Annotated in this window: 28 protein-coding genes; 6 read left to right on the plus strand and 22 right to left on the minus strand. The window is 65.2% G+C overall.

Features of this window, described 5'->3' with window-relative positions; all coding sequences use genetic code 11:
- Position 1: 1 nt before the first annotated feature.
- The 16 genes from BST47_RS21120 to BST47_RS21190 form a co-directional block, all read right to left on the minus strand.
- Positions 2–697 (minus strand): DUF6390 family protein, encoded by a 696-nt coding sequence (locus BST47_RS21120; RefSeq protein WP_083127593.1) that lies wholly within the window; start codon positions 695–697, stop codon positions 2–4.
- Positions 698–1738 carry a hydrogenase expression/formation protein HypE gene (gene hypE / locus BST47_RS21125; RefSeq protein ID WP_083127594.1) on the minus strand — a complete coding sequence of 347 codons (1041 nt, stop codon included), beginning with the start codon at positions 1736–1738 and terminating at the stop codon, positions 698–700. It lies immediately after the preceding gene.
- A gap of 31 nt (positions 1739–1769) precedes the next feature.
- Positions 1770–2870: a hydrogenase formation protein HypD gene (gene hypD / locus BST47_RS21130; RefSeq protein WP_083127595.1), complete on the minus strand. Its 1101-nt coding sequence runs from the start codon at positions 2868–2870 to the stop codon at positions 1770–1772.
- The gene (locus BST47_RS21135) at positions 2867–3187 is read right to left on the minus strand and encodes a HypC/HybG/HupF family hydrogenase formation chaperone (protein ID WP_083127596.1); all 321 of its coding nucleotides are present in this window, start codon (positions 3185–3187) and stop codon (positions 2867–2869) included. Before BST47_RS21135 ends, hypD begins: the two co-directional genes overlap by 4 nt.
- A gap of 16 nt (positions 3188–3203) precedes the next feature.
- Positions 3204–5492, minus strand: coding sequence for a carbamoyltransferase HypF (gene hypF / locus BST47_RS21140; RefSeq protein WP_083127597.1), 2289 nt, complete (start codon positions 5490–5492; stop codon positions 3204–3206).
- Positions 5489–5755, minus strand: coding sequence for a HypC/HybG/HupF family hydrogenase formation chaperone (locus BST47_RS21145; protein ID WP_083127598.1), 267 nt, complete (start codon positions 5753–5755; stop codon positions 5489–5491). The genes hypF and BST47_RS21145 overlap by 4 nt, the downstream gene beginning before the upstream one ends.
- A 4-nt stretch (positions 5756–5759) precedes the next feature.
- Positions 5760–6251, minus strand: a complete 492-nt coding sequence (locus tag BST47_RS21150) for a hydrogenase maturation protease (protein ID WP_083127599.1) — start codon at positions 6249–6251, stop codon at positions 5760–5762.
- 19 nt (positions 6252–6270) lie between these two features.
- The gene (locus tag BST47_RS31675) at positions 6271–6390 is read right to left on the minus strand and encodes a DUF6893 family small protein (protein ID WP_372512220.1); all 120 of its coding nucleotides are present in this window, start codon (positions 6388–6390) and stop codon (positions 6271–6273) included.
- The gene (locus tag BST47_RS21155) at positions 6390–7793 is read right to left on the minus strand and encodes a hypothetical protein (RefSeq protein ID WP_083127600.1); all 1404 of its coding nucleotides are present in this window, start codon (positions 7791–7793) and stop codon (positions 6390–6392) included. Before BST47_RS21155 ends, BST47_RS31675 begins: the two co-directional genes overlap by 1 nt.
- Positions 7790–8458, minus strand: coding sequence for a DUF6084 family protein (locus BST47_RS21160; protein ID WP_083127601.1), 669 nt, complete (start codon positions 8456–8458; stop codon positions 7790–7792). Before BST47_RS21160 ends, BST47_RS21155 begins: the two co-directional genes overlap by 4 nt.
- Positions 8455–9141 (minus strand): DUF5947 family protein, encoded by a 687-nt coding sequence (locus tag BST47_RS21165; RefSeq protein ID WP_083127602.1) that lies wholly within the window; start codon positions 9139–9141, stop codon positions 8455–8457. The genes BST47_RS21160 and BST47_RS21165 overlap by 4 nt, the downstream gene beginning before the upstream one ends.
- Positions 9141–10109, minus strand: a complete 969-nt coding sequence (locus BST47_RS21170; protein WP_083127603.1) for a NifU family protein — start codon at positions 10107–10109, stop codon at positions 9141–9143. The genes BST47_RS21165 and BST47_RS21170 overlap by 1 nt, the downstream gene beginning before the upstream one ends.
- A gap of 3 nt (positions 10110–10112) precedes the next feature.
- Positions 10113–11909 (minus strand): nickel-dependent hydrogenase large subunit, encoded by a 1797-nt coding sequence (locus tag BST47_RS21175; protein WP_083127604.1) that lies wholly within the window; start codon positions 11907–11909, stop codon positions 10113–10115.
- A 28-nt stretch (positions 11910–11937) separates the two neighbouring features.
- Positions 11938–12993, minus strand: a complete 1056-nt coding sequence (locus tag BST47_RS21180; RefSeq protein WP_083127605.1) for an NADH-quinone oxidoreductase subunit B family protein — start codon at positions 12991–12993, stop codon at positions 11938–11940.
- Positions 12994–13109: 116 nt separating this feature from the next.
- Positions 13110–13916, minus strand: a complete 807-nt coding sequence (gene hypB, locus BST47_RS21185; RefSeq protein WP_083127606.1) for a hydrogenase nickel incorporation protein HypB — start codon at positions 13914–13916, stop codon at positions 13110–13112.
- A 2-nt stretch (positions 13917–13918) separates the two neighbouring features.
- Positions 13919–14248, minus strand: coding sequence for a hydrogenase maturation nickel metallochaperone HypA/HybF (locus BST47_RS21190; RefSeq protein WP_083127607.1), 330 nt, complete (start codon positions 14246–14248; stop codon positions 13919–13921).
- A gap of 245 nt (positions 14249–14493) precedes the next feature.
- Here BST47_RS21190 and recA point away from each other — a divergent pair, with 245 nt between their 5' ends.
- From recA to BST47_RS21205, 3 genes are read left to right on the plus strand one after another with little or no spacing between them, the layout of a single operon-like run.
- Positions 14494–15555 carry a recombinase RecA gene (gene recA / locus BST47_RS21195; RefSeq protein WP_083127639.1) on the plus strand — a complete coding sequence of 354 codons (1062 nt, stop codon included), beginning with the start codon at positions 14494–14496 and terminating at the stop codon, positions 15553–15555.
- Positions 15524–16045: a recombination regulator RecX gene (gene recX, locus BST47_RS21200; protein ID WP_083127608.1), complete on the plus strand. Its 522-nt coding sequence runs from the start codon at positions 15524–15526 to the stop codon at positions 16043–16045. The genes recA and recX overlap by 32 nt, the downstream gene beginning before the upstream one ends.
- A gap of 39 nt (positions 16046–16084) precedes the next feature.
- A complete protein-coding gene (locus BST47_RS21205; RefSeq protein WP_083127609.1) occupies positions 16085–16909 on the plus strand; it encodes an LLM class F420-dependent oxidoreductase in 825 nt (274 codons plus the stop codon).
- On the opposite strand, the gene BST47_RS21210 is transcribed toward BST47_RS21205, so the two are convergent.
- The 4 genes from BST47_RS21210 to BST47_RS21225 are packed head-to-tail and all read right to left on the minus strand — an operon-like array spanning position 16906 to position 20087.
- Entirely contained in the window at positions 16906–17808 is a 903-nt protein-coding gene (locus BST47_RS21210; protein ID WP_083127610.1) for an amino acid ABC transporter permease, read from the minus strand. The two genes, BST47_RS21205 and BST47_RS21210, sit on opposite strands and share 4 nt — an antisense overlap.
- Positions 17805–18479: an amino acid ABC transporter permease gene (locus BST47_RS21215; protein WP_083127611.1), complete on the minus strand. Its 675-nt coding sequence runs from the start codon at positions 18477–18479 to the stop codon at positions 17805–17807. Before BST47_RS21215 ends, BST47_RS21210 begins: the two co-directional genes overlap by 4 nt.
- A gap of 25 nt (positions 18480–18504) precedes the next feature.
- Positions 18505–19341: a glutamate ABC transporter substrate-binding protein gene (locus BST47_RS21220; protein ID WP_083127612.1), complete on the minus strand. Its 837-nt coding sequence runs from the start codon at positions 19339–19341 to the stop codon at positions 18505–18507.
- Positions 19342–19358: 17 nt separating this feature from the next.
- Positions 19359–20087 carry an amino acid ABC transporter ATP-binding protein gene (locus BST47_RS21225; RefSeq protein WP_165799833.1) on the minus strand — a complete coding sequence of 243 codons (729 nt, stop codon included), beginning with the start codon at positions 20085–20087 and terminating at the stop codon, positions 19359–19361.
- 176 nt (positions 20088–20263) lie between these two features.
- Between BST47_RS21225 and miaB the strand changes: the two genes are divergently transcribed.
- Both miaB and BST47_RS21235 read left to right on the plus strand, forming a co-directional pair.
- A complete protein-coding gene (miaB, locus tag BST47_RS21230) occupies positions 20264–21799 on the plus strand; it encodes a tRNA (N6-isopentenyl adenosine(37)-C2)-methylthiotransferase MiaB (RefSeq protein WP_083127640.1) in 1536 nt (511 codons plus the stop codon).
- The gene (locus tag BST47_RS21235) at positions 21787–22374 is read left to right on the plus strand and encodes an Rv2732c family membrane protein (protein ID WP_083127614.1); all 588 of its coding nucleotides are present in this window, start codon (positions 21787–21789) and stop codon (positions 22372–22374) included. Before miaB ends, BST47_RS21235 begins: the two co-directional genes overlap by 13 nt.
- 34 nt (positions 22375–22408) lie before the next feature.
- Here BST47_RS21235 and BST47_RS21240 read toward each other — a convergent pair whose 3' ends face one another.
- The gene (locus BST47_RS21240; RefSeq protein WP_083127615.1) at positions 22409–23035 is read right to left on the minus strand and encodes a TetR/AcrR family transcriptional regulator; all 627 of its coding nucleotides are present in this window, start codon (positions 23033–23035) and stop codon (positions 22409–22411) included.
- Between the two features lie 73 nt (positions 23036–23108).
- On the opposite strand from BST47_RS21240, the gene BST47_RS21245 reads away from it, so the two are divergent.
- Entirely contained in the window at positions 23109–23873 is a 765-nt protein-coding gene (locus BST47_RS21245; protein WP_083127616.1) for a hypothetical protein, read from the plus strand.
- Here BST47_RS21245 and BST47_RS21250 read toward each other — a convergent pair.
- A partial coding sequence (locus tag BST47_RS21250; RefSeq protein WP_234809799.1) for a DUF349 domain-containing protein occupies positions 23870–25140 on the minus strand: 1271 nt, incomplete at its 5' end. The genes BST47_RS21245 and BST47_RS21250 overlap by 4 nt on opposite strands.

Genomic DNA, 25140 nt, shown 5'->3' on the forward strand with positions numbered 1-25140 from the left:
CTCAGGCCCGTCTGGCGGCGTTGACCAGGTCGAGTGTCACCTGTGTCGCTACGGCGAGCGCGTCCGCATCAGCGTCGCTCAGCGACCCGCACACCCAGTCCCAGTGCGCCGATACCAGGTCTCCGGGAGTCGGCGGTGGGCCCAAGGATTCGCCGTTCTTGCTCCAGCGCACCGATTCGACGCGCGGATCTGCCAGCGCCAGTTCGCCGGTGTCGAACGACAGGGGGCGACAGACTATCTCGGCTTCCTCGCCCGCGACGGAGTCGACGGTGCCCCAGCGAATCCGGCAATCCTGCATGACCCGCACCGGCGTCGCCGGATCGCGATCAAGGAAACGGATCCACGGGTAGACGACGAACACGTGAAAACTGTGGTGCGCCAATGCGTGTGCGTGCTCTCCTGGATCGCCCAGCAGCCCGGTGACCTGGCCGGCGAAGGCGCTACGCAGACGTGACAACAACTCGGCAGGGTCGACCTTGTCCAGCAACGGTCCGCCGATCCAATAGCTGCGTACGACGTCGTCATCGAGCGGATCGGCGATCCCCGCTGCATCGGCAATGGCCTGCAGATACGGCCACGCACCGTCGAATTCGCGCGCATGTGAGGCCAAGTCGGTATGAGCAACATCAGCGGGTCCGCAATAGCCCAGTTCGTTCGGCGGGAAGGCGTAACAGGCGAAGGTCTCGTGCCCGCTCATTCAGCAGATCCGCGGTAGTTGTTCGCCGATGGGCAGGTCGACGACGCGGGTGCCGCCCAGTGCTGTCTTGGCGGACACCATCCCGGGGTGCTCGGCGACACAGCGACCGATCACCGTGGCATGGCCGCCGAGCGGATGTGCGTGCATGGCGGCGAGCACTCGATCGGCGTCCGCCGGTGGAACGAACGCGAGCAGCTTGCCTTCGTTGGCCACGTAGAGCGGGTCGAGACCCAGCAGACCGCAGGCGTCGCGTACCTCGGCCGGAATCGGGAATGCCCGTTCGTCCAGCGAGATTCCGACGCGGGCCGTCTTGGCGATCTCATTCAGCGTCGCCGCGACACCACCCCTGGTCGGATCGCGCAGCACGTGGATGTCGGCGCCCGTGTCGATCATCGCGGCGACCAACCCGTGCAGTGGGGCGGTGTCGCTCGCGACGGTGGTACCGAACTCCAATCCTTCTCGACAGCTCATCACCGCGACACCGTGGACTCCGATGTCGCCGCTGACGATCACGACGTCACCCTCCGTGGCGCGCTGCGGCCGGATGTCCGCTCGCTCGTCGATCAGACCGATGCCCGCCGTGTTGATGTAAACGCCGTCCCCGTGTCCGGCATCGACCACTTTGGTATCGCCGGTGACCAACTTGACGCCTGCCGCCAACGCCGCGGTTCCCACCGCCTGGGCGACATGTGCGAGCTCATCCAGGGAAGTGCCCTCTTCGAGAATGAACGCAGTGGAGAGCACCATCGGCCGTGCTCCAGCCATCGCCAGATCGTTGACCGTGCCGTTCACTGCGAGATCACCGATCGTGCCGCCCGGGAAGGTCAGCGGTTTGACGACGAAAGAGTCCGTCGAGAATGCCAGCCGCACATTGCCGACCTCCAGCACCGCGGAATCGCCCATTGCCGCATCGGCCGCGGGGCCGAACGCCGGCAGGAACAGGTGCTCGATGAGTTCGGCCGACATCGCCCCACCGCCACCGTGTCCCATCACGATGTTGGGCGAGTTCCGCAGGGGGGCGGGACAAACCCACGATTCCATGTCGATCTTGGCGCCGGTATCCGCAGGCGTATCAGGCACTCGCCACCTCCAGCCGCCGGTACAGGTAGTAGGCGGCACACGCCCCCTCCGACGAGACCATCGTGGCCCCGAGGGGATTACGCGGAGTGCACAGCGTGCCGAACGCCTCACACTCGTGCGGCTTGATCAGGCCCTGAAGCACTTCGCCCGACCGGCATACCGGTGATTCCTCGGTGTGAATATCGGTGACGGAGAACCGGTGCTCCGCGTCGTAGTCGCGGTACGCAGACGAGAGCCGCCAACCGCTACTGGGGATCATGCCGATGCCGCGCCATGCCCTGTCGGTCACCTCGAAGACGTCGAGGAGCATGGCTTTGGCCGCGGAATTTCCGTCGGATTGAACGGCACGCGGGTAGGCGTTCTCCAGCTCGTGGCGACCCGATTCCAGCTGTAGCACTGTGCGCCGAATTCCCTCGAGGATGTCCAGCGGCTCGAACCCTGTGACGACGATCGGAATGTTGTACTTGTCGCACAACGGCGGATACTCCTCTGTTCCCATCACCGTGCAGACATGACCGGCTGCCAGGAACGCCTGCACCCGGCAGGTCGGCGACTCCATGATCGCCGAGATCGCCGGGGGCACGAGAACGTGGGATACCAGTAGTGAGAAGTTCTCGATGCCGAGCCGCTTGGCTTGATAGACCGTCATCGCGTTGGCCGGCGCCGTGGTCTCGAAGCCGATTCCGAAGAACACCACCTGTTTTGCGGGGTTCTCCTTCGCGATCTTCAGCGCGTCCAGCGGTGAGTAGACCACCCGTACGTCGCCTCCGCGGCTCTTGACCTGGAACAGGTCCTTTTCGCTGCCGGGCACGCGCAGCATGTCGCCGAACGAACAGAAGATCACATCGGGACGTGACGCGATCTCCAGCGCCTTGTCGATGATCTCCAACGGAGTCACGCAGACCGGGCATCCGGGGCCGTGGATCATCTCGATGGTGTCCGGCAGCAGTTGGTCGATGCCGTGTCGGATGATCGAATGTGTCTGTCCGCCACACACTTCCATGATCGACCAACGCTGACTGGTAGCCGCCTTGATCTCGTCGACGAGGCGGCGGGCGAGCTGGGGGTCGCTGAACTCATCCAGGTACTTCATGGCTTTACCTCAGTATTTCCGTTGGTCGAGTTGGGGTTGTCGAGGCCGGCCTGTTGGGCGGCCAGTTCGAAACCATCGGTGAACTCCTCCTTGAGCACCCCGAGGTGCTCGAATTCGGCGAGTGTCCGCATCGCTGATTCCTCGTCGAGGCGTTGAAGCGCGAAACCGACATGGACGACGACGTATTGGCCCACTTCCGCGTCGGGGATGTACTCCAGGCAGACATCCTTCTTGATCCCGCCGAAATCGACGACGGACATCAAAGTGCCGTCACGGTCGTCGATGCTGACAATTTTTCCCGGAACCGCCAAGCACATCAGCGGCCTCCCTTCCTCATGAGGAATTCCCCACCAACAGTTGGCCCAGTGCGATCCCGCCGTCGTTCGGCGGCACGAAACGGTGAGTGATCACGTCGAATCCTTTGTCCCGCAGTCCGCACAGGGCAAGGCGTAGCAGCGATGCGTTTTGGAACACGCCGCCCGACAGCGCGACAGTGGGGGTATCGGTCACCACAGTGGTGGCCAGGCGCACGATCAAATCCGCTACCGCTCGGTGGAACCGTACGCCGACCACACCTGCGGTCACTCCGGATCGGATGTCGTCGACGACCGCCTCGATGACAGGTGTCGGATCGATCAACGCAGGTGATTGGGTGAGGTCGATGAAGAATTCGTAAGTAGCTGTGCCACAGGCCGCGTCGCGGGACATCCCCTCGAGCTCGATGGCCGCCTGCGCCTCGTAGGCGACAACCTGCCGCACGTCGGCCAATGACGCGACGGTGTCGAAGAGCCGTCCCATACTGGACGTCGGAGCGCAACCCAGGCCGGTCTCTAGCTGGTGCGCCAGTACGCGCCGCTCATCCGTCGGGCATGCCCGTACGGGCGCGAGGTCCTCGTCCCAGGCCATTCCCGCCGCCCGCAGGTGCGCCAGAGCCATCCGGTACGGCCGCAGCACGCTGACGTCCCCTCCGGGCAACGGCACATACCGCAGGTGTGAAAGCCGCCGGTAACCCTTGTAATCGGCAAGGAGCACCTCGCCGCCCCACACGGCATTGTCGGGCCCGTAGCCGGTTCCATCGAAGGCGAATCCGAGTACCGGCCGCGACCCGTCCAGGCCGTGTTCGGCCATGACCGAGGCGATATGAGCGTGGTGGTGCTGGACCGTCCGCACCGGACGACCCCGAGAGTTTCGGTGCGCCCATGCGGCGGACCGGTACAGCGGATGGGCGTCGGCGACCAGCACTTCCGGTTCGACACCGGTGAGTGCCTGCAGGTGGCCCCGTGCCGAGTCGAAGGCCGCCAACGTCGACAGGTCGTCCATATCGCCGATGTGCTGGCTGAGCCACGCGTACTTCCCGTCTGCCACTGCCAGTGTGTTCTTGAGGGCGGCGCCGACCGCGAGGGTGGGCGGCAGCGCAACCGGCAGCGCGACGGGCAGCGGTGCGTATCCTCGGGAGCGCCTGATCGGCAATTCGGCTTGGTCGACGACCCGGACGACGGAGTCGTCGCACGGAACCAGGATCTCGCGGTCGTGCATCAGCCACGCATCGGCCAGCTGCGAAAGTCGTTCCAGCGCATCGTCGTCCGCATGGCAGATCGGCTCTCCGCCGAGGTTGCCCGAGGTCATCACGAGTGCGACGGGGCCCGGTTCGTCACCGGGGAGGCCGAACAGCAGCGCATGCAGGGGTGTGTAGGCGAGCATGACGCCGAGATCCGGATTGTGCGGGGCCACGGCGTCGGCGACCGCGGCATCGTCGCGGCGCGGCATCAGCACGATCGGCCGTTGCGCACCGGCCAGCAGCCGCGCCGATCCGTCATCGATCTCGGCGATGGTGCGTGCGGTCATCATGTCCGCGACCATCACCGCGAACGGTTTGTCGCCACGCCGCTTTCGGATGCGCAACTCTTTGACCGCGCGGTCGTTGGCGGCATCGCAGGCGAGGTGGTAGCCGCCGATGCCCTTGACGGCGACGATGCCGCCGTCGCTCAGCAGTCGCCGCGCCTGCCACAGCGCGGCTTCGGATTCGGCCGAACGGCCGTCGCGGGCCCGGTAGTGCAGCGTGGGTCCGCATTTCGGACAGCACACGGGTTGGGCGTGGAATCGCCGATCAGCTGGATCGTGGTATTCGGCGGCACAGTCGGCGCACATCATGAAGGGCGCCATGGTCGTGGACGCGCGGTCGTAGGGTAGCGACGCGATGATGGTGAATCGCGGGCCGCAGTTGGTGCAGTTGACGAATGCGTGCCGGTAGCGCCTGTTGGCCGGATCACTCTGCTCGGCGGCGCATTCGGCACACATGGCGACGTCGGGGGAGGCCAGCGTGCGGCCCGTGGCTGATCGGGACGTATCCGCGATGGTGAAGCCGGTTCCGCCGACAACCGGGACGTCGGCGGTCTCGATCGATTCGATCACGGCCAGTGGCGGTGGTCGGTCACGTAGGCGGGCGAGGAAGTCGTCGATCTGGTCGGCGCCACCCTCTATCTCGATCACGGCACCGGAACTGTCATTGCGTACGGATCCGGACAGGCCGAACGCGGCCGCGCACGCGTAGACGAACGGCCGGAACCCGACTCCTTGAACGACGCCGTGTACGCAGACACGGAGCCTGCGTCGGCCGGTCATGGGAACGCCTCGGGGGCTTCTCCTGGCTCGCCGCCCCTGCCCATCATCTCGAGGCCTGCCATCGCGGCGTCGGCACCTGCTTTGTCGGTTTTCTCGACGACGAATCCCATGTGGATGATCACCCAGTCGCCGGCGTCGAATGTCTCCTCGGGCAGCATGCCGATGTTCACTTTGCGGTTCTCGCCCGCGACATTGACCAGGGCCAGTTGATCACCGTAGCCCTCCAGCATTCCGACCACCTGTCCTGGGATCCCGAGACACATCGTCTCAGCCCTCCGCAGGTGCCGGCGAGCGGACGGCAAGGTCGGCCAGCACGTCGTTGATGGCCGCGACGGCCACCGGCACCGCCGCGGCGACCGGCTCCGACAGACCCATGCCCTCATCGATGTTCTCGACTTCGCAGCCGATGACGATCGTCTTGGGTGCAGTCCCGCCCAGTGCACTTAGTGTGGCGAAAACGGCCGCCGGGTCCATGCTGTGCGCTTCGAGACCGGCTGTGGAAGACAGGGTTTCGTGGTCAGCCTCGAATATGTGGAGTGTCCCGGGTGTTCCGCGATCGGGCAGTGCATCGACGAGGACGAGCGCGTGCCACTCCTCGAGGAGGTCATAGGCGAGGTGCATACCCCTGATTCCATAATCCACCGGGTGCACATCGGCGCCTAGGGCCCGACCGACGACATGACGCATCACCTCGGGGCCGAAGCCGTCGTCTCCGAGGAAGATGTTGCCGATTCCGGCGACCAGGATGCGGGCTGTCATCTGGTTGACGAACTCCTGACTACATGTTGCGGATCTTCATGTACCGTCGCACGTCTGGGATGGAGCGGAGTCCGATCACCACCCCGCCGACAACGACGACGGCCACGACACCGGTTGCCAACCAACCAATTACATCCATCATGAACTCCTATCTGGACTGACTATTCTTGCGTCGATCGGTTCGACCTCGTCCGGCGTGAAGTACAGGTATCGGCCGTATGAGTCGGGCATCTCGACGTCTGGATCGTCCTCCACGATGACGCCGACGTACTGCTGGCCGTCGACGTCCTCGTGGACGGAAGTGACGCGGGCGCTCTTGCCCGCGAAGAAGATGTCCTGCGCATCGGCGCGGCGACACGGCCGCAGGCGGACTCTGCTGCCCGCGGACACCCGCACGCCGTTCACCAGTACGGCATCCACGTCGGGGCGGACGGCGGTGTCGGCTACCGGATCCCACCAATCGACGCCTTCCGGGATCTCCGGGATCAGCCCGGCCGACCTCATCTGCTCGTCCAGTGCATCGAGTCCCGGCGGGAGCCCGGGTTCTTGCGCGTGCGGATTGCGCAGGATGCCGTGCAATTGCTGCAGGGCCTCCGGCGACATCGAATCGCACCTGTCGATGATCGCCGCGGCCAGTGGGTCGGTGGCGCGTGCTTGCGCCTTCTCCTCATCGGTCATCGTCATCACGCGAAGGGTGAGGATTTCGTCGATCTCGGTCGAGTCGTACAGCGCCCCCTCGCTCTGCTCGGCGATCTCCGGGTGGTCGTAGAGAATGATCGGCGAAATCAGCAGCAGGTCACGTTCCCCAGGCCGCCCGGCGAGCACCGGAAAGCAGCGGTGCTGGACCAGGCGCGAAACCGCGTCCGCCGCGGAGTCCGGCGGTTCGAGCAGTGAGATGAACTCTCCGCCAACCACTTCGGCAATGATATGGGTACCGATCATTGATGTGGCGATGGCTTGTTCCTTGTCCAAGGCCTTGTCTCCTGCGGCCGCGCCTGCGTTGTGCACCGTCACGCTGACCCGGTAGAGGTCGGTGGCCTCGCGCTCGACGGCGACGGTCAGATCGGCCCGGATGGCGGATCTGGTGCGGACCAGTCGACCGCCGTCCACGTTCTCGGCCTCACTGCCCTCGGCGACCTCGATGGCCAGGGTGCGCGGCCGCACGAGGCCGGTGAGATCGAAGGGGCCGAACGACAGTTCGCGCTCCACCGCCTCGTCCCAGGTGACCCAGGTTTGCAAGCCACTGGTCAATTCGTCGACCGGTTCGAATGTTCCGCCGCCGATATCGCGTTCGGCGCGGCGGTGCTGCAGCTGCAGGAAACGCACGACGAGGGTCAACTCGCTGTCACCGTCGACCAGGAATTGCGCCGACATGCAGGCGTCCTCGCCGATGCCCGCCTCCGCCGCGCCCGGGGGTCCCACCACGCCGAACTGCCAGCGGGATTGGTTCTTTGACGACGTCGCTCGGTACGGATAGAGCAGGTACCCCTCATAGAGCACCGCATCGGCGATGGCACGTGCGCGATCCCAGGTGGGTTTCACCGGACCTCCTCGGGCGCAGGGGTCGGTGGGGTCAATTGCGGGGCTTCGGCGAGCAAGGTGGTGACGGCGTCCTCGAAGTCGAGCATCCCACGGGCCGACTTGTAAGCGGCCAGTGCGGATACGGTGTCGTGCCCGAGTCGCACCCACCCCGCGTTGGGATAGTGGATCCGCACGAGGTCGTTCCACACCGCGACCGGCATCTCGTGTTGGGCTTCGCATTCCCAGGACACCTGACGAACCGAGAAGCCACGTTCGCCCGGCACGAACACCGTTCCGCTGAACAGGAACAGCAGGGGGATGGCGCCGTCGCGCAATGCGTGCAGGTATTTCGACGCCGCGACCTCGAAATCGTAGGTGCACTCCAGCGGCAAGGACACCTCGGTGACGCCGGTGAAGCCTTGAACCATCGCGGTGCTGTGTTGCCAGAGGAACGTGCGTTGAGTGTTGACCCACCGCTCGCGCGGGCCGAACAGATCGATCAGGCCAGCGGCTTCTTCGTCGGAGTAGGGCCGGCGCAGCGGTTCGATGCGGATCTGGCATCGCAAAGCGATCGCCTGGATCGGCTCGGTGTCGCCTGCCGTGATGCCGATGCGCGCGGTCAGTCGTGGCGTGACCGAGAACTGTTCTGCGACCACGTCCACGACGGTGAACGTCAAATTGCTCACACGGACGCCACCTTGCTGCGCGCCTTGACCCGCTCGAAGAACTCGTCGACGAACTCCCGGACCTCGTGGCCACCGTCGAAGCCCCGCCACAACATTCGCAGTCTGCCGACGAATTCATAGCATGCGTCGATGGGGACCAGATAGCACTCTGCTGGGGCGTTGAGTTCCGGATCCACGTGGTCTCGATCGGGCACCCGCACCAACAGCGCTTCGACATCGTCGGCGAGCAAGCCCAGGGCGAGCGAAGCGACGGGAGAATGTGGCAGCCGGCTGTCGGCGCCGCTGATCTCGCTCCAGGCGTCGAGGTCCAGTTCCGACTCGGTGGCTCCGGCCGGGCCCGGGTAGAAGGCCACGGTCTTGCCCATGTCGGAGTTGTGGAAGAAGAACGCCAAGCCGACGGGAATCTGGAGCGCTTCCCATGCCCGACGGTCCAACGAGAAATCGGCGAAGCTGAGATATCGATCGGGCACCGCCCGGTACCGGAGTTTGGCGTGTGGGTCGGTGAACAACAGATAGCAGCCGCGGCACGTGCACATCAGTTGGCGCGCTGAAACATTGACGACGTGCTGGTGCTCGTCGGCGATCGGTTCGGCGCACATCTCGCATCGTTCACCGGCCGGCTGCGTGGAGGGCTTGTTGGCCCGGATTCGCGTCAGCACGTCGAAAGCGCTCGCATCGGCCATCACGTCACCCCGGTGGCCTCAGCGAGCACCGCGACCGACAGGACGCCATCGCGACGGAGCAGGGGAATCGGATCGAGATGCGTTCGAGCGGACGGTTCGGCAGTGTCATCCAAGCCCGCGCCAGCGTGCACCACATCGAAATGTGCGTGACAGCGCGGACAGCGGAGGACCGCCTGTCCGATGGGTGCGCCCATCGGACGGTGCAGCGCAGCGCCGGCCATCGAGTCCTCACAACGACCGCACCGGTCGTGGTACGCGAACAGGTCGTCGCCGATTCGGCAGGCCAGGATCGGCACGCCGGCGACCAGGAAGCCGCCGACCTCGCCGGGATCGAGATCCGCGATCTCGGGAAGTGGGCGCCAGGCGGCGCCTGCGCTGTCCACCGTGTCCTTGGGGTGGACGCGGCTCATCAACGAATCCACCGAGATCAGGCCCGACGGGCTCTCGGACGCAGCCACGACTTCGATCGAGGCGATCTCGGGGGCAGCGGCACGTACGGCGTCCTCGACGGCGAACTCGAGGGTGACCGCCGATGACGGGCAGCTTTTGCAGCTGCCCGCGAACTGCAGGCGAACCACCGGCCCGTCTTGGCCGTCGACCACACCGAGCAGCGCGACGTCGCCGCCGTGCGAACCCAGATACGGTCGAACACTGTCCAGGGCATCCTCGATCCTGCGCTCGACGCCGTGGGGGTGGAGTCCGTGCACGAGCATGAGACTGGCGACGAGTTCGTCGGCGGCGAACCGCTCGACCAGCTCCGGCGCCGACTCGGAAGTCATGGCGACGATCCGCTGGAGCGCGGCGCCGTAGAGGTCCGTCAGCTCGGCGGCGAGCTGTTCGGTCCGCTCCCGCACGATCGTTCCGCTGCCCGCACTGGCGTCCAGCAGGGTCTGAATCCGATCACCTGCTGAACGCCATCGCGTTTCGTCGTCGAGTGCCTCCGGGCTCTGTTGTCCAGTCGAGGCCATATATCACTCCCCAGTAACGGACTGGGTCGGTGAATGCAGCTTCTCGAGCGTCTTGCCCTCACCGAGATACATGTGCACCCCGCACGGCAGACACGGATCGAAGCTGCGCACCGTACGCATGATGTCGATGCCCTTGAAGTTCTCCCGATCGTTCTCTTCGAAGATCGGCTGACCCTGAACGGCGTCTTCATACGGTCCAGGGGTGCCGTAGCTGTCGCGTGGGTTGGCGTTCCACGGCGTCGGGGGATAAGGGTGGTAATTCGCGATCTTGCCGTCCCGAATCACCATGTGGTGGCTGAGCACACCACGCACCGCCTCGGTGAAACCGCAGCCGATGGCCTCGTCCGGCACCGTGAACTTCTCCCACGTCTTCGTTCGGCCCGCCCTGATCTCGATCAGCGCCTGCTCGGCGAAGTGCAGCGCGCACGCGGCCGCGTAGGCCTGGAAGTAGGTCCGCGCCCGGTTGCGTTCCAGGGTGTTGCTCCCGTGTTCGGGGATCTTCCACTCCAGCGAAACGGGGCCCTTGAGTGCCGTTTTGGGCAGATTGATCTGCACGCTGGCGCCGGTCGACTTCACGTAGCCGATGTCGACGAGCCCGGCCAGCGCGGTACTCCACAACCGGGCCAGCGGACCGCCACCGGTGTCGAGTGCGAGATGATCCTTGCCGTCGAACCAGCGCGGCGACATGACCCAGCTGTACTTGTCGTCCATGTCGCGCTTCTGGGGCCGTGGGTTGGTGTGCTGATTCCACGGGTGCCTGCGATCGACCGGATTGCCCAGCGGATCGTTGCGGACGAACATCTCCTGATCCGTCCAGTCGTCGTAATACGAACTGCCCAAAAGGATTCGGATGCCGAGATTGATGTCCACCAGCGAGTGGGTGACCAGCTTTCCGTCGACCACGACACCCGGAGTGACGAACATCGCGTTACCCCAGCGCTCCATGTCCTTGTACGCGAAGTTGCAGACCTCCGGATCCTGGAACGAGCCCCAGCATCCGAGCAGGGTGCGCCGCAAGCCGACCTGCTCGTAGCCGGGAAGCGCTTCGTAGAAGAAGTCGAACAGATCGTCGTGCATCGGCACGACCTTCTTCATGAACTCGACGTAGCGCATCAACCGGGTCATGTAGTCGGTCATCAGCTGAATGGTGGCCACCGTGCCCACGCCGCCGGGATACAGCGTGGAGGGGTGGACGTGCTTGCCCTCCATGAGGCAGAACATCTCTCTCGTCCAGCGGCTGACGACGAGGGCCTCGCGGTAGAACTCGCCCGTGAACGGGTTCAGCGCCCGCATGATGTCGGCGATCGTGCGGTAACCGTGCGCGTCGGAGTTGGGCGCCAACGTGTTCTCGGCCTTGGCCAACACGCCTGGGTTGGTTTCGGAGACCATCTTCTCGCAGTAGTCGACGCCTACCAGGTTCTCTTGGAAGATGTTGTGGTCGAACATGTATTCCGCGGCTTCGCCGAGGTTGACGATCCACTCGCCGAGGTTGGGCGGTTTGACGCCGTACGCCATGTTCTGCGTGTAGCACGAACAGGTGGCGTGGTTGTCGCCGCAGATGCCGCAGATGCGGCTCGTGATGAAGTGCGCGTCGCGGGGATCCTTGCCTTTCATGAAGATCGAGTAGCCGCGGAAGATCGAGGACGTGCTGTGGCACTCGGCGACCTCGCGATTCTCGAAGTCGATCTTGGTGTAGATGCCGAGGCTGCCGACGATTCGGGTGATCGGATCCCACGACATGTCGACGAGCGTGCTCGGGTCCTTCTTGGTGTGCTGGGGGCCGGGAACTGTGGTTGTCATTGAGTTTTGCCTTTCCTGCGTTGCGCACCTACCAGGTGCGCTTCGCTCCTGTGGTCAGTTCCTTGCCCCGGTGCCGCCACTTCGGTTCTTTGTCGACGGTCTTTCCGGTGACGTGGCGCAGATTGCGAATGACCGAGCCGTACAGGCCGGACGCGGTGGTCGAGAGCTTTCCGCCAGGGGGCTCGTCCATGAAGGGCATGAACTTGTCTGGGAAGCCCGGCATCGTGCATCCGATGCATATGCCGCCGACGTTCGGGCAGCCGCCGACGCCGTTGATCCAACCGCGCTTGGGCACGTTGCACTTGACGACCGGTCCCCAACAGCCAAGTTTCACAATGCATTTCGGCGAGCCGTATTCGGTTGCGAAATCGCCTTGCTCGTAATAGCCAGCGCGGTCGCACCCCTCGTGCACCGTGTTGCCGAACAGCCACTGGGGTCGCAGCGCGTCGTCGAGCGGGATCATCGGCGCCTGTCCGGTGGCCATGTACAGCAGGTAGGTCAGCGTCTCGGAGAGGTTGTCACCCTGAATCGGACAGCCCGGCACGCACACGATGGGTATGCCCGCCTTGCTCTTCCAGTCCCAGCCGAGGTAGTCCGGCACACCCATCGCGCCGGTCGGGTTGCCTGCCATCGCGTGAATGCCGCCGTACGTCGCGCACGTACCGACGGCCACGATCGCGGTCGCCTTGGGCGCTAGTCGGTCGAGCCACTCACTGGTGGTGATCGGCTGGTCGGTTGCCGGGTCATTGCCGAACCCGCACCAATACCCCTCCTGATGCAGGTCCTCGTTGGGGATCGACCCCTCGACAACCAGTACGAATGGTTCCAACTCGCCGCGGTCGGCCTTGAAGAACCATTCGAGGAAATCGTCCGCGCCACCCGTCGGTCCGCACTCGAAGTCGATCAACGGCCAGTGCACTGCGATTTGGGGTAAACCGGGAAGTGCTCCGAGCGCGATCTCCTCGATGCTTGGTTGGGTGGCGCCTGTCAATGCCACGGAATCGCCGTCACAACTGAGGCCGGCGTTGATCCACAGAACATGGATCAATGTGTCTTCCGCTTTTTTGGCAGCTTCACTTAGCATGCTTGCGGCTTTCCGGGACCGGGCTGGGGTCCCTGCGGCGCAGGAGTCGCCCTTCGGCCCACTTGCGCGTCGCTAGTTCTCGGTCTACTCCCGCGAAAGTGTGTTGTCAATCACATCTAAGCGACGGGCATACGCAGTTCATTTGCGCGCGCGTCAATCCACTGGAACCAGGCGTCCATTCCGTCTCCTTTGGTAGCGGAGAGGGGTAGGATCCGGACGTCCGGATTGACCGAACGCGCATGCTGCGCACAAAGATCGAGATCGAATTCGACGTACGGCAGCAGGTCGATCTTGTTTATGAGGACCAGTCCCGCCGCGGCGAACATGTGCGGATACTTCAGCGGTTTATCGGTTCCTTCGGTCACCGAGATGACCACGATCTTGCTGTGCTCACCGAGATCGAAGAGCGCCGGGCAGACCAGGTTTCCGACGTTCTCGATGAACAGCACCGAACCGCTGTCGGGCTCCAGGGTGTGAAGCGCACGGTCGATCATCTCAGCGTCGAGATGACAACCCGCGCCGGTGTTGACCTGTACCGCGCGGGCCCCGGCGGCGGTGATGCGATCGGCGTCCAGCAGCGTCTCCTGATCACCTTCGATCACCGAAACCTGATGCCGCGAGCCCAGCTGGCGGATGGTGCGCTCGAGCAGGGTGGTCTTCCCGGCGCCCGGTGAACTGGTGATGTTGAACGCCAGGATCCTGCGGTCGGCCAGCCACTGTCGGTTGTGTTCGGCCAGCACGTCGTTCTTCGCGAGCACCTTCTGCTCCAGCGTGATGGTCTCGGTGTGCGGGTGGTCGTGATCGTGATCGTGGGGGTGGTCATGGGGATGGTTGTGTCCCGGCTCTGTCTGTCTGCTCTTCGCGCGAGCGCTCATCGCCGTGATGGTCGCTCCGTCGTCGCCGCACCCACAGGTTGCGCACATGCTCAACTCACTTCCATCGACAGGATCTTCAGGTCTCGGCCGGCGACCACGTCGACATCGGCACTTCCGCAGGGGCACAACAAGATCAAGTCGTTCAGTGCGAAACCGGTGTCGCAGGTACGGCATCGTGCCTCGCCTGAACGCAATTCGACCTCGAGGCTGGCGCCTTCGGCGGCGGTGCCCTCGGTGGCGAGTTCGAAGCAGAACATCATCGCGTCGGGGACGACGGCGCACAGCGCACCGACCTCGAGTTTGACGCTGTGCACTCGACGGCCCGCAGCGTGCTCGCACACCGCCTCGACGACGCTCTGGGTGATCGCCATTTCGTGCAAGATTGCCCCGTTTCAGCCGGGATGACCCCACCATAGGCGCGCGTGCGTCTTCCGGCGAGGAAGATGCAGAATCCTCGACTCGGCACAACTGATCAGAACTCGGCGTGTCAGCTTGAATCGAACAGGTGTTCGTCTACTGTGGTGACAGCGCGGGATGCTGGTCACGCCGACTTGTCGGTACGGACCTCTAGCGTCACGGCCAACCGATCGAAAACCGATCACGGACGAGGATGGAGACCAACCCCATGGCGCAGGCCCCTGACCGCGAGAAAGCCCTCGAACTGGCGCTCGCACAGATTGAGAAGAACCACGGTAAAGGCTCGGTGATGCGGCTCGGCGATGAGGTCCGTCAGCCGATTTCCGTCATCCCCACCGGCTCGATCGCCCTGGATGTGGCGCTCGGCATCGGCGGGCTGCCGCGCGGGCGGGTCATCGAGATCTACGGCCCGGAATCCTCGGGCAAGACCACCGTCGCGTTGCACGCGGTCGCCAACGCGCAGGCTGCAGGCGGCATCGCGGCGTTCATCGACGCCGAGCACGCGCTGGATCCCGACTACGCCAAGAAGCTGGGCGTGGACACCGATTCACTGCTGGTCTCTCAGCCGGACACCGGCGAGCAGGCGCTGGAGATCGCCGACATGCTGATCCGCTCCGGCGCGCTGGACATCCTGGTCATCGACTCGGTGGCGGCGCTGGTGCCGCGGGCCGAAATCGAAGGCGAGATGGGGGACAGCCACGTCGGCCTACAGGCCCGGCTGATGAGCCAGGCACTGCGCAAGATCACCGGCGCCCTGAGCAACTCGGGTACCACCGCGATCTTCATCAACCAGCTCCGCGAAAAGATCGGCGTGATGTTCGGTTCGCCCGAAACGACAACGGGTGGAAAGGCGTTGAAGTTCTACGCTTCGGTCCGGTTGGACGTCAGGCGGATCGAAACCCTCAAGGACGGTACCGACGCGGTCGGCAACCGCACCCGGGTGAAGGTCGTCAAGAACAAGGTGTCGCCGCCGTTCAAGCAGGCCGAGTTCGACATCCTCTACGGCAAGGGCATCTCCAAGGAGGGCTCGCTCATCGACATGGGTGTCGAGCATGGCTTCGTCCGCAAGTCCGGTTCCTGGTTCACCTACGAGGGTGAGCAGCTCGGCCAGGGCAAGGAAAACGCGCGTAACTTCCTGCTGGAGAACCCCGACGTGGCCAACGAGATCGAGAAGAAGATCAAGGAAAAGCTCGGTATCGGTGCCGACGTGACCGCGGACTTGTCCGATGGCTCGATCGATGACGTCCTACCCGCCCCAGTCGACTTCTGAGGCCTCTCGCGAGGAGCAGGCGCGAGCACTGTGTCTGCGCCTGCTCACCGCGAGGGCACGCACGCGCGCCGAGCTAGAGGGACAGCTGGCCAAGCGGGGCTACCCCGACGACGTCAGCGCCACGGTGCTGGACCGGCTGGCCCGAGTCGGGTTGGTCGATGACGTGGACTTCGCCGAGCAGTGGGTCCGCTCGCGACGCGTGAACGCCGGAAAAGGCAAGCGCGCCTTGGCCGCCGAGTTACGCAACAAGGGCGTGCGCAACGAGGTGATCACCGCTGCGCTGGCCGACATCGACGCGGGTGCGGAACGTCAGCGCGCCGAGCAGTTGGTCCGTGACAAGCTGCGTCGCGAAAAGTTCGGCGACGATGACGACACCAAGCTGACACGCCGGCTGGTCGGGATGCTGGCCCGCCGTGGTTACCCCCAGACGATGGCGTTCGACGTGGTCAGTGTCGAGTTGGCCAGCGAGCGGGAGCGACGGCGGGTGTAGACGTCGAAGGCGGTGTGCCGCGCCGGGTACGTTGCGCACATGCTGTTATCGGCGAAGATCGCCCCGACGTTCGACTATCCCGTGCTCCAGGAGTTTTGGTCGCGGGCCGACGAGCTGGGCTTCCATTCGGTCGCCAACTACGACCACTTCTACGGGCTGTCGGATCTCTCGGATCCCACGTACGAGGGGTGGACGTCGCTGGCCGCCATGGCGGGTGTGGTGTCGCGGGCCCGCATCGGCTGCATGGTCTCCGGTGTGACCTACCGCAACCCGGCCATCCTGGCCAAGATGGCGGTGACGGTTGACCACATCAGCGGCGGCAGACTGGATTTCGGTCTCGGCGCCGGCTGGCATGAAGAAGAACACCGCGGATACGGGATCGAGTTCCCCAGTGCGGGCGTGCGCGTGGAGATGCTCGATGAGGCACTGACCATCATTCGCCGACTGTGGACCGAGGACTCGGTCACCTTCGAGGGCCGCCACTATCAGCTGACCGACGCGCTGGCCAGTCCGAAACCGCTGCAGCAGCCGCACCCGCCGATCGTCGTCGGCGGCGAGAAGCCGAAGATGTTGCGCGTCATCGCCCGTCACGCGGACGAGTGGAACGTTCCCAGCCATGGTGACGTGGCGACGTGGGCGGAGACCAGCGCCCTACTCGACGAGGCGTGCGCCGAGGTCGGCCGCGATCCCGCCGCGATCCGCCGCTCAATTCAACTGTTCGTCCTACCCGCCAAGCGCGGCCACCTCGAGGAGCAGTTGGCGCGTCTGCCGGAGCTGGCAGGCCGCGGCTGCGACCATGCGGTGCTTTCGTTTTACCAACCGCCGTCGACGGCACAGCTGGAGCGTTGCGCGGAATTGATCTAGCCGGGGCCGGGTTCTGCCACCTTCACCGTCGCGCCGGGCGCACCCTCCTGCTCGATCGTTTCCGGGTCGAGCGGCTTCGTGCCGCGGCGTGATCGGCGCAGCCTCGCCTCCAGCCATGTCGCGAACGACGACAGCGCGAAGTTGACGATGATCATCAGTACTGCGATGACGACGAGTGCCGGCAAGAGATTCGTGAACGCCGCGCCGATGTTCGTGCCCTGCGACACCAGTTCGGGGTAGGTGATGGCCACACCCAACGCGGTGTCCTTGAGTACGACGACCAACTGCGATATCAGCACCGGCAGCATCGACGTAATCGCTTGTGGCAACAGGATCGACCGCATGGTTTGACCCCACCGCATGCCGAGTGAGGACGCGGCCTCCGACTGTCCGCGGGGCAGCGCGTTGACACCCGCGCGGACGATCTCCGCGATGACAGCACCGTTGTACAGCGTCAAGCCGGTCACGACACCGGCCAGGGTCGAGTACTCGGAGGCGAAAACGTCGTACCTCGAGTAGAAGAAGTACGCGAAGATCATCATGATCAGCACGGGCACTGCCCGGAAGAACTCGACAAACACCGCGCATGGCGAACTGATCCACTTGTGCGGGGACAGACGTCCGACTCCGAGTGCGACGCCGAGGATTCCCGCCAGCACGATCGACAGCCCAGCGGCCTTCAACGTGCCCTCGATACCCGGAAGGATGTAGTTCTCCCAGACGTTGGGCGTGATGAACGGTTCCCACTTCGCCCACTGCAGTTGTTCTTTGGCCCAGAGTTCAAGACCGACGAAGACGAGCACGAGGATGACGACGAGTACGGTGACGGCAGTCGCGATGTGATTGCGGACTCTCGCACGCGGACCGGGCGCGTCGAAGAGGACGGACGATCCACTCACCTGGCCACCGCCAATCGCTTACCCAGCCATCCGAACAACAGACCCATCGGCAGGGTCAGCACCACGAAGCCGGCGGCGAACAGGCTGCCGATGAGTAGCAGTGCCGACGAATTCTCCACCCACTCCGACATCAGCAGCGACGCTTCCGCGACGCCGATCACCGAGGCGATCGTCGTGTTCTTGGTCAGCGCGATGAGCACTGACCCCAACGGAATGATCGTCGCCCGAAAGGCCTGGGGCAGCAGGACCACCCTCAGGTTCTGACTGAACGTGAATCCCAGCGACCGGGCGGCCTCGGCCTGTCCCAACGGGATCGTGTTGATCCCCGACCGCAGCGTCTCGCACACGAACGATGCCGTGTACACGGACAGGCCGAGCACCGCCAGCCGGAAGTTGTTGTCCACCAGGAATGTCGGCGAATCTGGATTGGCCAGATCCAGACCGAGCGATGTGTAGAGGCCCAGCGAGGTGAACAGGATGATCAGCGTCAACGGCGTGTTGCGCACGATGTTGACATAAGTGGTGCCGATCCAGCGCAGCACCGGCACCGGCGACAACCGCATCGCCGCCAACGCCGTGCCGATGACCAGCGCCCACAGCGCCGAGAACAACGTCAACTGGATGGTGACCCAGAACGCGTTCAAGAACGCGTCGGCTCTGAAGACCTCCATACTCGCTCCGCTGGCAGACCGCCGGTCAGTTGGTGGCGGCGATGGCCGGCGGCGCCGGCGTCTCGACACCGGCTGGGCCGAGGTTCTTTTCGAAGGCCGCCGCCCAGGCTCCGTCGGCCTCCATCTTCTTCAGCGCGTCGTTGATCTTGTTCAGCAGTTCGGTGTCGCCCTTCTTGAGGCCTATGCCGTAGTTCTCCTCGGAGAACGTGCCGCCTACCAGCTTGAACGCGCCGGGGGATTGCGCGGCGTAACCGGCGAGGATGACCTCGTCGGTGGTCACTGCCGCTACCTTGCCCGTCTTGAGCGCCTCAACGCACGCCGAGTAGTTCGGATATTCCTGCAGCTGCACCGTGGGGAACTCGTCCTTGATCTTCTGCGCCGGGGTCGAGCCCTTCACGGAGCAGAGGATCTTGCCGGCGAGCGAATCCTTGCCGGTGATGTCGGTGTTGTTCGCCTGCACCAGCAGGCTCTGCCCGGTGACGAGGTAGGGACCCGCGAAGTCGACGCGCTTCTTACGCTCGTCGGTGATCGAGTAGGTGGCGACGATGTAGTCGACCTGGTTGTTGTCGATGAGGTTCTCGCGCTGGGCTGAGACCGCTTCCTTCCACTCGATCTTGTCGGGCGTGTAACCCAGCTGCTCGGCGACGAACGTCGCTACGTCGACGTCGAATCCGCTGTAGGTGCCGTCCGGGTTCTTCAGACCCAGACCCGGCTGATCGAACTTGATCCCGATGGCGATCTTCTCCTTGTCGCCCGATGCGGCGCTGCCGCCGGAATCGCCACCGCCGCAGGCGCTCAGAGAGAGGGGGATGGTGACGGCGAGCGCGATCGCCCCCAGGATTCGCTTCGAAATGGATGGCATTCGTCGTTCCTTTCGAGTCAGTGCTTGAGGATCTTGCCGAGAAAGTCTTTGGCGCGGTCGGACTTCGGGTTGGTGAAGAACTCCATCGGCTCGGCCGCTTCGACGATCGCCCCGTCGGCCATGAACACGACACGGTTGGCCGCGCCCCGTGCGAAACCCATCTCGTGGGTCACGACGATCATCGTCATCCCTTCTTTGGCCAGGGTGGTCATGACGTTGAGGACTTCGTTGATCATTTCGGGATCCAGCGCGCTGGTCGGCTCGTCGAACAGCATGACCTTCGGGTTCATCGCCAGCGACCGCGCGATCGCGACCCGCTGCTGTTGACCGCCCGACAGCTGCGCCGGGTACTTGTCGGCCTGATTGGCCACTCCGACGCGCTCCAGCAGCGCCATGGCGGCCTCGCGCGCCTTAGCCTTGGACGCCCTGCGCACCTTCATCGGCGCCAGCGTGACGTTATCGAGGATTGTCTTGTGCGCGAACAGGTTGAAGGACTGGAATACCATGCCCACGTCGGAACGCAGCTGCGCCAGCTTCTTGCCCTCCGCGGGCAGCACTTCGCCGTCGATCGCGATGGTTCCGGAGTCGATGGTCTCGAGCCGGTTGATCGTGCGACACAACGTCGACTTTCCAGAGCCCGACGGTCCCAGCACGACGATCACCTGTCCGCGGTCCACGGTGAGGTTGATGTCCTTGAGCACATGGAGGCTGCCGAAGTGCTTGTTGACGGCCGCCATCGAGACCATCGGCACGCCGCTCGGGCCCGGATCGACCTCTTTCACCTCCGGCCCGCTGGCTTCCATGGGTGCAGACCTTACCCAGGTAAGGCCGGGCGTGCTCAGAACTCGTCAATCCGCTCAGATCGCCATGCTGACCAGTCCGTACCATGGGGCGCGTGACTTCTACGGTGACGCAACAGGCGATGGCCGACAGTGCCGTTCGCCAGACGGCCGCGCTCACCGGCACACGTGAACGCTCGTCAGCGCGCACGTATCAGGTCCGCACCTACGGCTGCCAGATGAACGTCCACGACTCCGAGCGGCTGGCGGGGTTGCTGGAGGCGGCCGGGTATCGCAAGGCGGCCGACGGTTCTGACGCCGACATCGTCGTGTTCAACACCTGTGCGGTGCGCGAAAACGCCGACAACAAGTTGTACGGCAACCTCAGCCATCTCGCGCCGCGCAAGAACGCCGACCCCGATATGCAGATCGCCGTGGGCGGCTGCCTGGCTCAGAAGGACCGCGACGCGGTGCTCAAGCGGGCGCCGTGGGTCGACGTCGTGTTCGGCACCCACAACATCGGATCGCTGCCCGCGTTGCTTGACCGCGCGCGCCACAACAGGGTGGCCCAGGTCGAAATCGTCGAGGCGCTTGAGGAGTTTCCCTCCGCGTTGCCCGCGGTGCGCGAGTCCGCCTATGCCGCATGGGTGTCGGTGTCCGTCGGCTGCAACAACACCTGCACGTTCTGCATCGTCCCCGCGTTGCGCGGCAAGGAGGTCGACCGCAGGCCCGGCGACGTGCTCGCCGAGGTGACCTCGCTCGTCGACCAGGGAGTCCTGGAGATCACCCTGCTCGGCCAGAACGTCAACGCCTACGGCGTCTCCTTCGCCGACCCCGATCAGCCGCGCGACAGGGGAGCCTTCGCCAAACTCCTGCGCGCCTGCGGACGTATCGATGGACTGGAACGGGTGCGGTTCACGTCGCCGCACCCCGCCGAGTTCACCGACGACGTGATCGAGGCGATGGCCGAGACACCGAATGTCTGCCCCACACTGCACATGCCGCTGCAGTCGGGTTCCGACCGAATACTGAAGGCGATGCGCCGCTCGTATCGCGCCGAGCGCTACCTCGGCATCATCGACCGGGTGCGCGCCGCCATCCCGCACGCCGCGATCACCACCGACCTCATCGTCGGCTTCCCCGGCGAGACCGAGGAGGACTTCCAGGCCACGCTCGACGTCGTCGAGCGGGCACGGTTCGCCAGCGCGTTCACCTTCCAATACTCCAAGCGGCCCGGCACGCCGGCGGCCGAACTCGACGAACAGGTACCCAAACATGTTGTGGCCGAGCGGTATCAGCGGTTGATCGACCTGCAGGAGCGGATCTCACTCGAGGAGAACACCGCGTTGATCGGGAGCACCGTCGAGCTGCTGGTTGCCACGGGAGAGGGGCGCAAGGACGCCGCCACCGCGCGAATGTCAGGGCGGGCCCGCGACGGGCGCCTGGTGCACTTCCACCCCGACGGTCTGCCGATTCGGCCCGGAGACGTCGTCACGACGACGATCACCGGCGCCGCGCCGCATCACCTCATCGCCGACTCCGCCATCGCCGCCCATCGGCGCACCAGGGCGGGTGACGCGCACGCTGCCGGTGTGGGCCCCCGCACCGGCGTCGGCCTCGGAATGCCCGGTATCGGAGCCCCGACCGAGCCGCAGATGTCGACCGGGTGCAGCCGGTGAGCAAGCCAGACAACGGCGAGTTCGACAGTTTCAAGGGCGACATCGAGGCGGCCGAGCGCCGTGTGGCGCGTGAAATCGATCCCGGCGCAAGGGCGTTGGTCATCGCCATCGGTGTGTTCGTGCTGCTGCTGTCGTTCGTCCTGCCGCACACCGGCGGCGCCAAGGGACTCGATGTGCTCATCAGCAGCGATGTGGCGGTCCGCGAAGGGATCACCCTGCCGTCGCGGGTGTTCATCTGGCTGGCGCTGGTGTTCGGCGTCGGATTCTCCATGCTGGCGCTGCTGACGCGCCGGTGGGCGCTGGCATGGATCGCCCTGGCGGGGTCGACGGTGGCGTCGCTAGTCGGCCTGTTGGCGGTGTGGTCCCGCCAGACCGCCCCCGGCGGCTATCCCGGTCCCGGAATCGGGCTGATCGTCGCCTGGCTGGCGGTCATCGTGGTGACCTACCACTGGGCGCGCGCGGTGTGGGTGCGCACGGCCGTTCACCTCGCCGCCGAGGAGGAGCGCCGCCGCTATGTCGCCGAACAACAGCGCAAAGGTCTGCTCGACGGCCTCGACGACGACCCCAAGGACTGACACGCCGAGTGGCGCCAGCTGGCCTGGACGGGCGTCAGTCGCGTCGAGGCAGGTCGCCCTCCAGCGCGGCGGACACCGCGGGCGAGTATGCGTCGATGAACTCTTCTGTCGACAGTGCGGCGACTGACGCCACCTCCAGCACGTAACGCGCATAGATCACGCCGACCAATTGCGTGATGAGGACGGCGGAGCACCGTTGCGCCTCGGCGGTGGGCATGCCTTCCTCGGTCAACCGCGCCACGACCGGCGCATCGAGTGCCGCTTCGACGAAACCCCTTGTGAGTGCCGGGCTTTCCCCGCCGCCGCCGGCGTGCGCGATGGCCACCAGAGTCGCGCGGTTCTCGGGGTCGTCCCACGTCCGCACCAGAGCGGTCAACAGCCGACGCGCCAGATCGGTGACTGGCCCGGCGATCTGCTCTTCGATGACAGTCACCGGGTTGGCCCGAAGTGCGAACGCCTCACCGAAAAGTTCTTGCTTGGACCCGAAGAAGTAACTGATCAGGGCGGGGTCCACGCCCGCGTCGGCGGCGATCATGCGCATCGTTGCCGCGCGGTATCCGATCTCGACGAAGCGTGCCCGGGCGGCGTTGAGGATCTGCGCTCTGGTGTCTGGGCCGCCTGCGCGGCGCCCGGGACCGCGACGCACGGGCCCTTTATTCATCACAGTTGAATTGTAGGCGACCCTGATCTAATCTCAATTCATCAGCGTTGAATAACTGACGAAGGGACTCGAAATGCCTGTTCGCTCGGAAACGATGCCGGCCCGGCTGGTGCCACCGACCGACCACGGATACCTGATGCTGGCGGCGACCGTGGACCGTCGGCTGCCGTTCTTGCCGAACAGCCGACGCAAGGCCGCGCTACTGTCCGCGCTGTCCGGGGACATCGCCCAGCTCGAGCAGGTGCACGGCGTGACGCAGGCGCTCCTGTTCGACGCGCGACTGGTCGCGCCCGGGATGGGCCATGACCTTCTTCGTGCGCGTGCGATCACGCCTGCGCGATTCGACGTGGTGGTACTCATCGAGACCGTCGACCCTGAAACAGCGGTGACACTGAAGGGCGGTGACTCTTACCGTCGGTTGCAGGATCGGCTGGATTCGGTGGCGGCCAGGACCTACGAGCTCGCCGCTCACAACGTCCGGCGAATCGCCGATGTCGACCACGACAGGTCGTCGGTGTTCCTGTTCAACTTCTTCTACGCGGATGATCCGCGCCGGCTCCTGCGCGTGTGGGAGGACACGGCGGGATGGTTCGTCGCCAAGACCGCGTTGCCCGACTCGACCGTCTTCGAGCCGCTACCCGGCGAACGCGACGACTACGGCATCATCAATCACGCGAGCTGGCCGAACTTCCGGACATTCCTGCCGCACCTGATCCTGCGGCCGTCGTTCCGACGTTTCGTACTGGCCACCTTCGAATCCAACTGTGTTGCAGCACAACCAATTCTGTTCCGGCGGGTGATACCGCAACAGGCGGTGACGCGGGCTGGAGTGCCCTAGCGCTTGCCCAGGGCTTCGGCCGCGGCGTCGGCCCACTGCCGCCACTGCTCGGCGTTGGCCCGCGCCTCGGCGGCATCCTTCTCCCGCCCGGCAGCCGCAGCCTTCTCGGCCTGACGCTCGTACTGTTCTGCGCGAGCACGGAATTGATCGGCGCGCGCCTTCGCTTCGGGATCCACACCGCTGGTGGGAGCGTCGCGCACCTTCTTCTCGATCGCGCGCAGTCGGCGTTCGAGGTCGGCGCCCCGCTCGCGCGGCACCTTGCCGATGGCGTCCCACTTGTCGCCGATAACCCGCAGCGCAGCCCTCGCCGCGTCGAGGTCGCTGGTGTCGATCTTCTCGGCTTCGGCGAGCAGCTTTTCCTTCGCCTCGGCGTTGGCGCGGAACTCGGTGTCGCGCTCGGCGTTGGCGGCGTTACGCGCCGAGAAGAACTTGTCCTGGGCGGCTTTGAGCCGTTGCCACAACGCGTCGTCGACGTCCTTGGCCGCCCGCCCTGCGGCTTTCCACTCGGTCAGCAGGTCGCGGAACGCCGCAGCCGTCGGACCCCAGTCTGTGGAGTCGGCCAACGCCTCGGCGCGTTCGCAGAGCGCTTCCTTGGCCTGCCGGGCGCCGGCACGTTCGCGGTCGAGGTCGGCGAAATGCGAGCCCCGCCTGCGGTTGAACGCCTCACGGGCCGCGGAATAGCGCTTCCACAGCGCGTCGTCGGTTTTGCGGTCGAGACCGGTGATCGTGCGCCACTCGTCGAGAATCTCGCGCAAGCGGTCGCCGGCGACCTTCCATTGGGTGGAGTTGGCCGCCAGCTCCTCGGCCTCCGTCGCCAACGCTTCCTTGCGTGCGATCTGGGCGGCACGATGCTCCTCGCGCTTGGCCCTTTCGGCCTGTGCGGTTTCGTCGGCATGTTCGACGATGGCGGCCAGCCTCGCGGCGACGGCGTCGACATCGCCCAGCACGTGGGCGTCGGCCAGCGTCTCGGCCAGCGCGGCCGCCGCCGCCTTGATCTTGCGGGCGTCGCCGGTACCGGACTCGAGCCTGCTCTCCATGAGAGCGACTTCGGTGTGCAGATCGTCGAAGCGCCTGCCGAAATGCGCGAATGCCGCTTCGGTGTCGCCCGCCTGCCACGAGCCGATGACGCGTTCACCCGAACCGGTGATCAGCCATACCGTGCCGTCGGGGTCGACCCTGCCGAACCGGTGCGGGTCGCTGGTGGCGGGCACCGCGATCGTCGGCGCCGGCTTGCCGGGGCGCGGGGTGGGCCGCGGCGGTCCCGGCC

It is taken from the genome of Mycolicibacterium tusciae (genome assembly GCF_002086795.1).
In the GTDB taxonomy this organism is placed as follows: Bacteria; Actinomycetota; Actinomycetes; order Mycobacteriales; family Mycobacteriaceae; genus Mycobacterium; species Mycobacterium tusciae.

Coding starts and splice junctions, on each gene's coding strand:
- BST47_RS21120 (WP_083127593.1), bottom strand. CDS start 697: ATGAGCGGGCACGAGACCTTCGCCTGTTACGCCTTCCCGCCGAACGAA.
- hypE (WP_083127594.1), bottom strand. CDS start 1,738: ATGGAATCGTGGGTTTGTCCCGCCCCCCTGCGGAACTCGCCCAACATC.
- hypD (WP_083127595.1), bottom strand. CDS start 2,870: ATGAAGTACCTGGATGAGTTCAGCGACCCCCAGCTCGCCCGCCGCCTC.
- BST47_RS21135 (WP_083127596.1), bottom strand. CDS start 3,187: ATGTGCTTGGCGGTTCCGGGAAAAATTGTCAGCATCGACGACCGTGAC.
- hypF (WP_083127597.1), bottom strand. CDS start 5,492: ATGACCGGCCGACGCAGGCTCCGTGTCTGCGTACACGGCGTCGTTCAA.
- BST47_RS21145 (WP_083127598.1), bottom strand. CDS start 5,755: ATGTGTCTCGGGATCCCAGGACAGGTGGTCGGAATGCTGGAGGGCTAC.
- BST47_RS21150 (WP_083127599.1), bottom strand. CDS start 6,251: ATGACAGCCCGCATCCTGGTCGCCGGAATCGGCAACATCTTCCTCGGA.
- BST47_RS31675 (WP_372512220.1), bottom strand. CDS start 6,390: ATGGATGTAATTGGTTGGTTGGCAACCGGTGTCGTGGCCGTCGTCGTT.
- BST47_RS21165 (WP_083127602.1), bottom strand. CDS start 9,141: ATGGCCGATGCGAGCGCTTTCGACGTGCTGACGCGAATCCGGGCCAAC.
- BST47_RS21170 (WP_083127603.1), bottom strand. CDS start 10,109: ATGGCCTCGACTGGACAACAGAGCCCGGAGGCACTCGACGACGAAACG.
- BST47_RS21175 (WP_083127604.1), bottom strand. CDS start 11,909: ATGACAACCACAGTTCCCGGCCCCCAGCACACCAAGAAGGACCCGAGC.
- BST47_RS21180 (WP_083127605.1), bottom strand. CDS start 12,993: ATGCTAAGTGAAGCTGCCAAAAAAGCGGAAGACACATTGATCCATGTT.
- hypB (WP_083127606.1), bottom strand. CDS start 13,916: ATGTGCGCAACCTGTGGGTGCGGCGACGACGGAGCGACCATCACGGCG.
- recA (WP_083127639.1), top strand. CDS start 14,494: ATGGCGCAGGCCCCTGACCGCGAGAAAGCCCTCGAACTGGCGCTCGCA.
- recX (WP_083127608.1), top strand. CDS start 15,524: ATGACGTCCTACCCGCCCCAGTCGACTTCTGAGGCCTCTCGCGAGGAG.
- BST47_RS21205 (WP_083127609.1), top strand. CDS start 16,085: ATGCTGTTATCGGCGAAGATCGCCCCGACGTTCGACTATCCCGTGCTC.
- BST47_RS21215 (WP_083127611.1), bottom strand. CDS start 18,479: ATGGAGGTCTTCAGAGCCGACGCGTTCTTGAACGCGTTCTGGGTCACC.
- BST47_RS21220 (WP_083127612.1), bottom strand. CDS start 19,341: ATGCCATCCATTTCGAAGCGAATCCTGGGGGCGATCGCGCTCGCCGTC.
- BST47_RS21225 (WP_165799833.1), bottom strand. CDS start 20,087: ATGGTCTCGATGGCGGCCGTCAACAAGCACTTCGGCAGCCTCCATGTG.
- miaB (WP_083127640.1), top strand. CDS start 20,264: ATGGCCGACAGTGCCGTTCGCCAGACGGCCGCGCTCACCGGCACACGT.
- BST47_RS21240 (WP_083127615.1), bottom strand. CDS start 23,035: ATGAATAAAGGGCCCGTGCGTCGCGGTCCCGGGCGCCGCGCAGGCGGC.
- BST47_RS21245 (WP_083127616.1), top strand. CDS start 23,109: ATGCCTGTTCGCTCGGAAACGATGCCGGCCCGGCTGGTGCCACCGACC.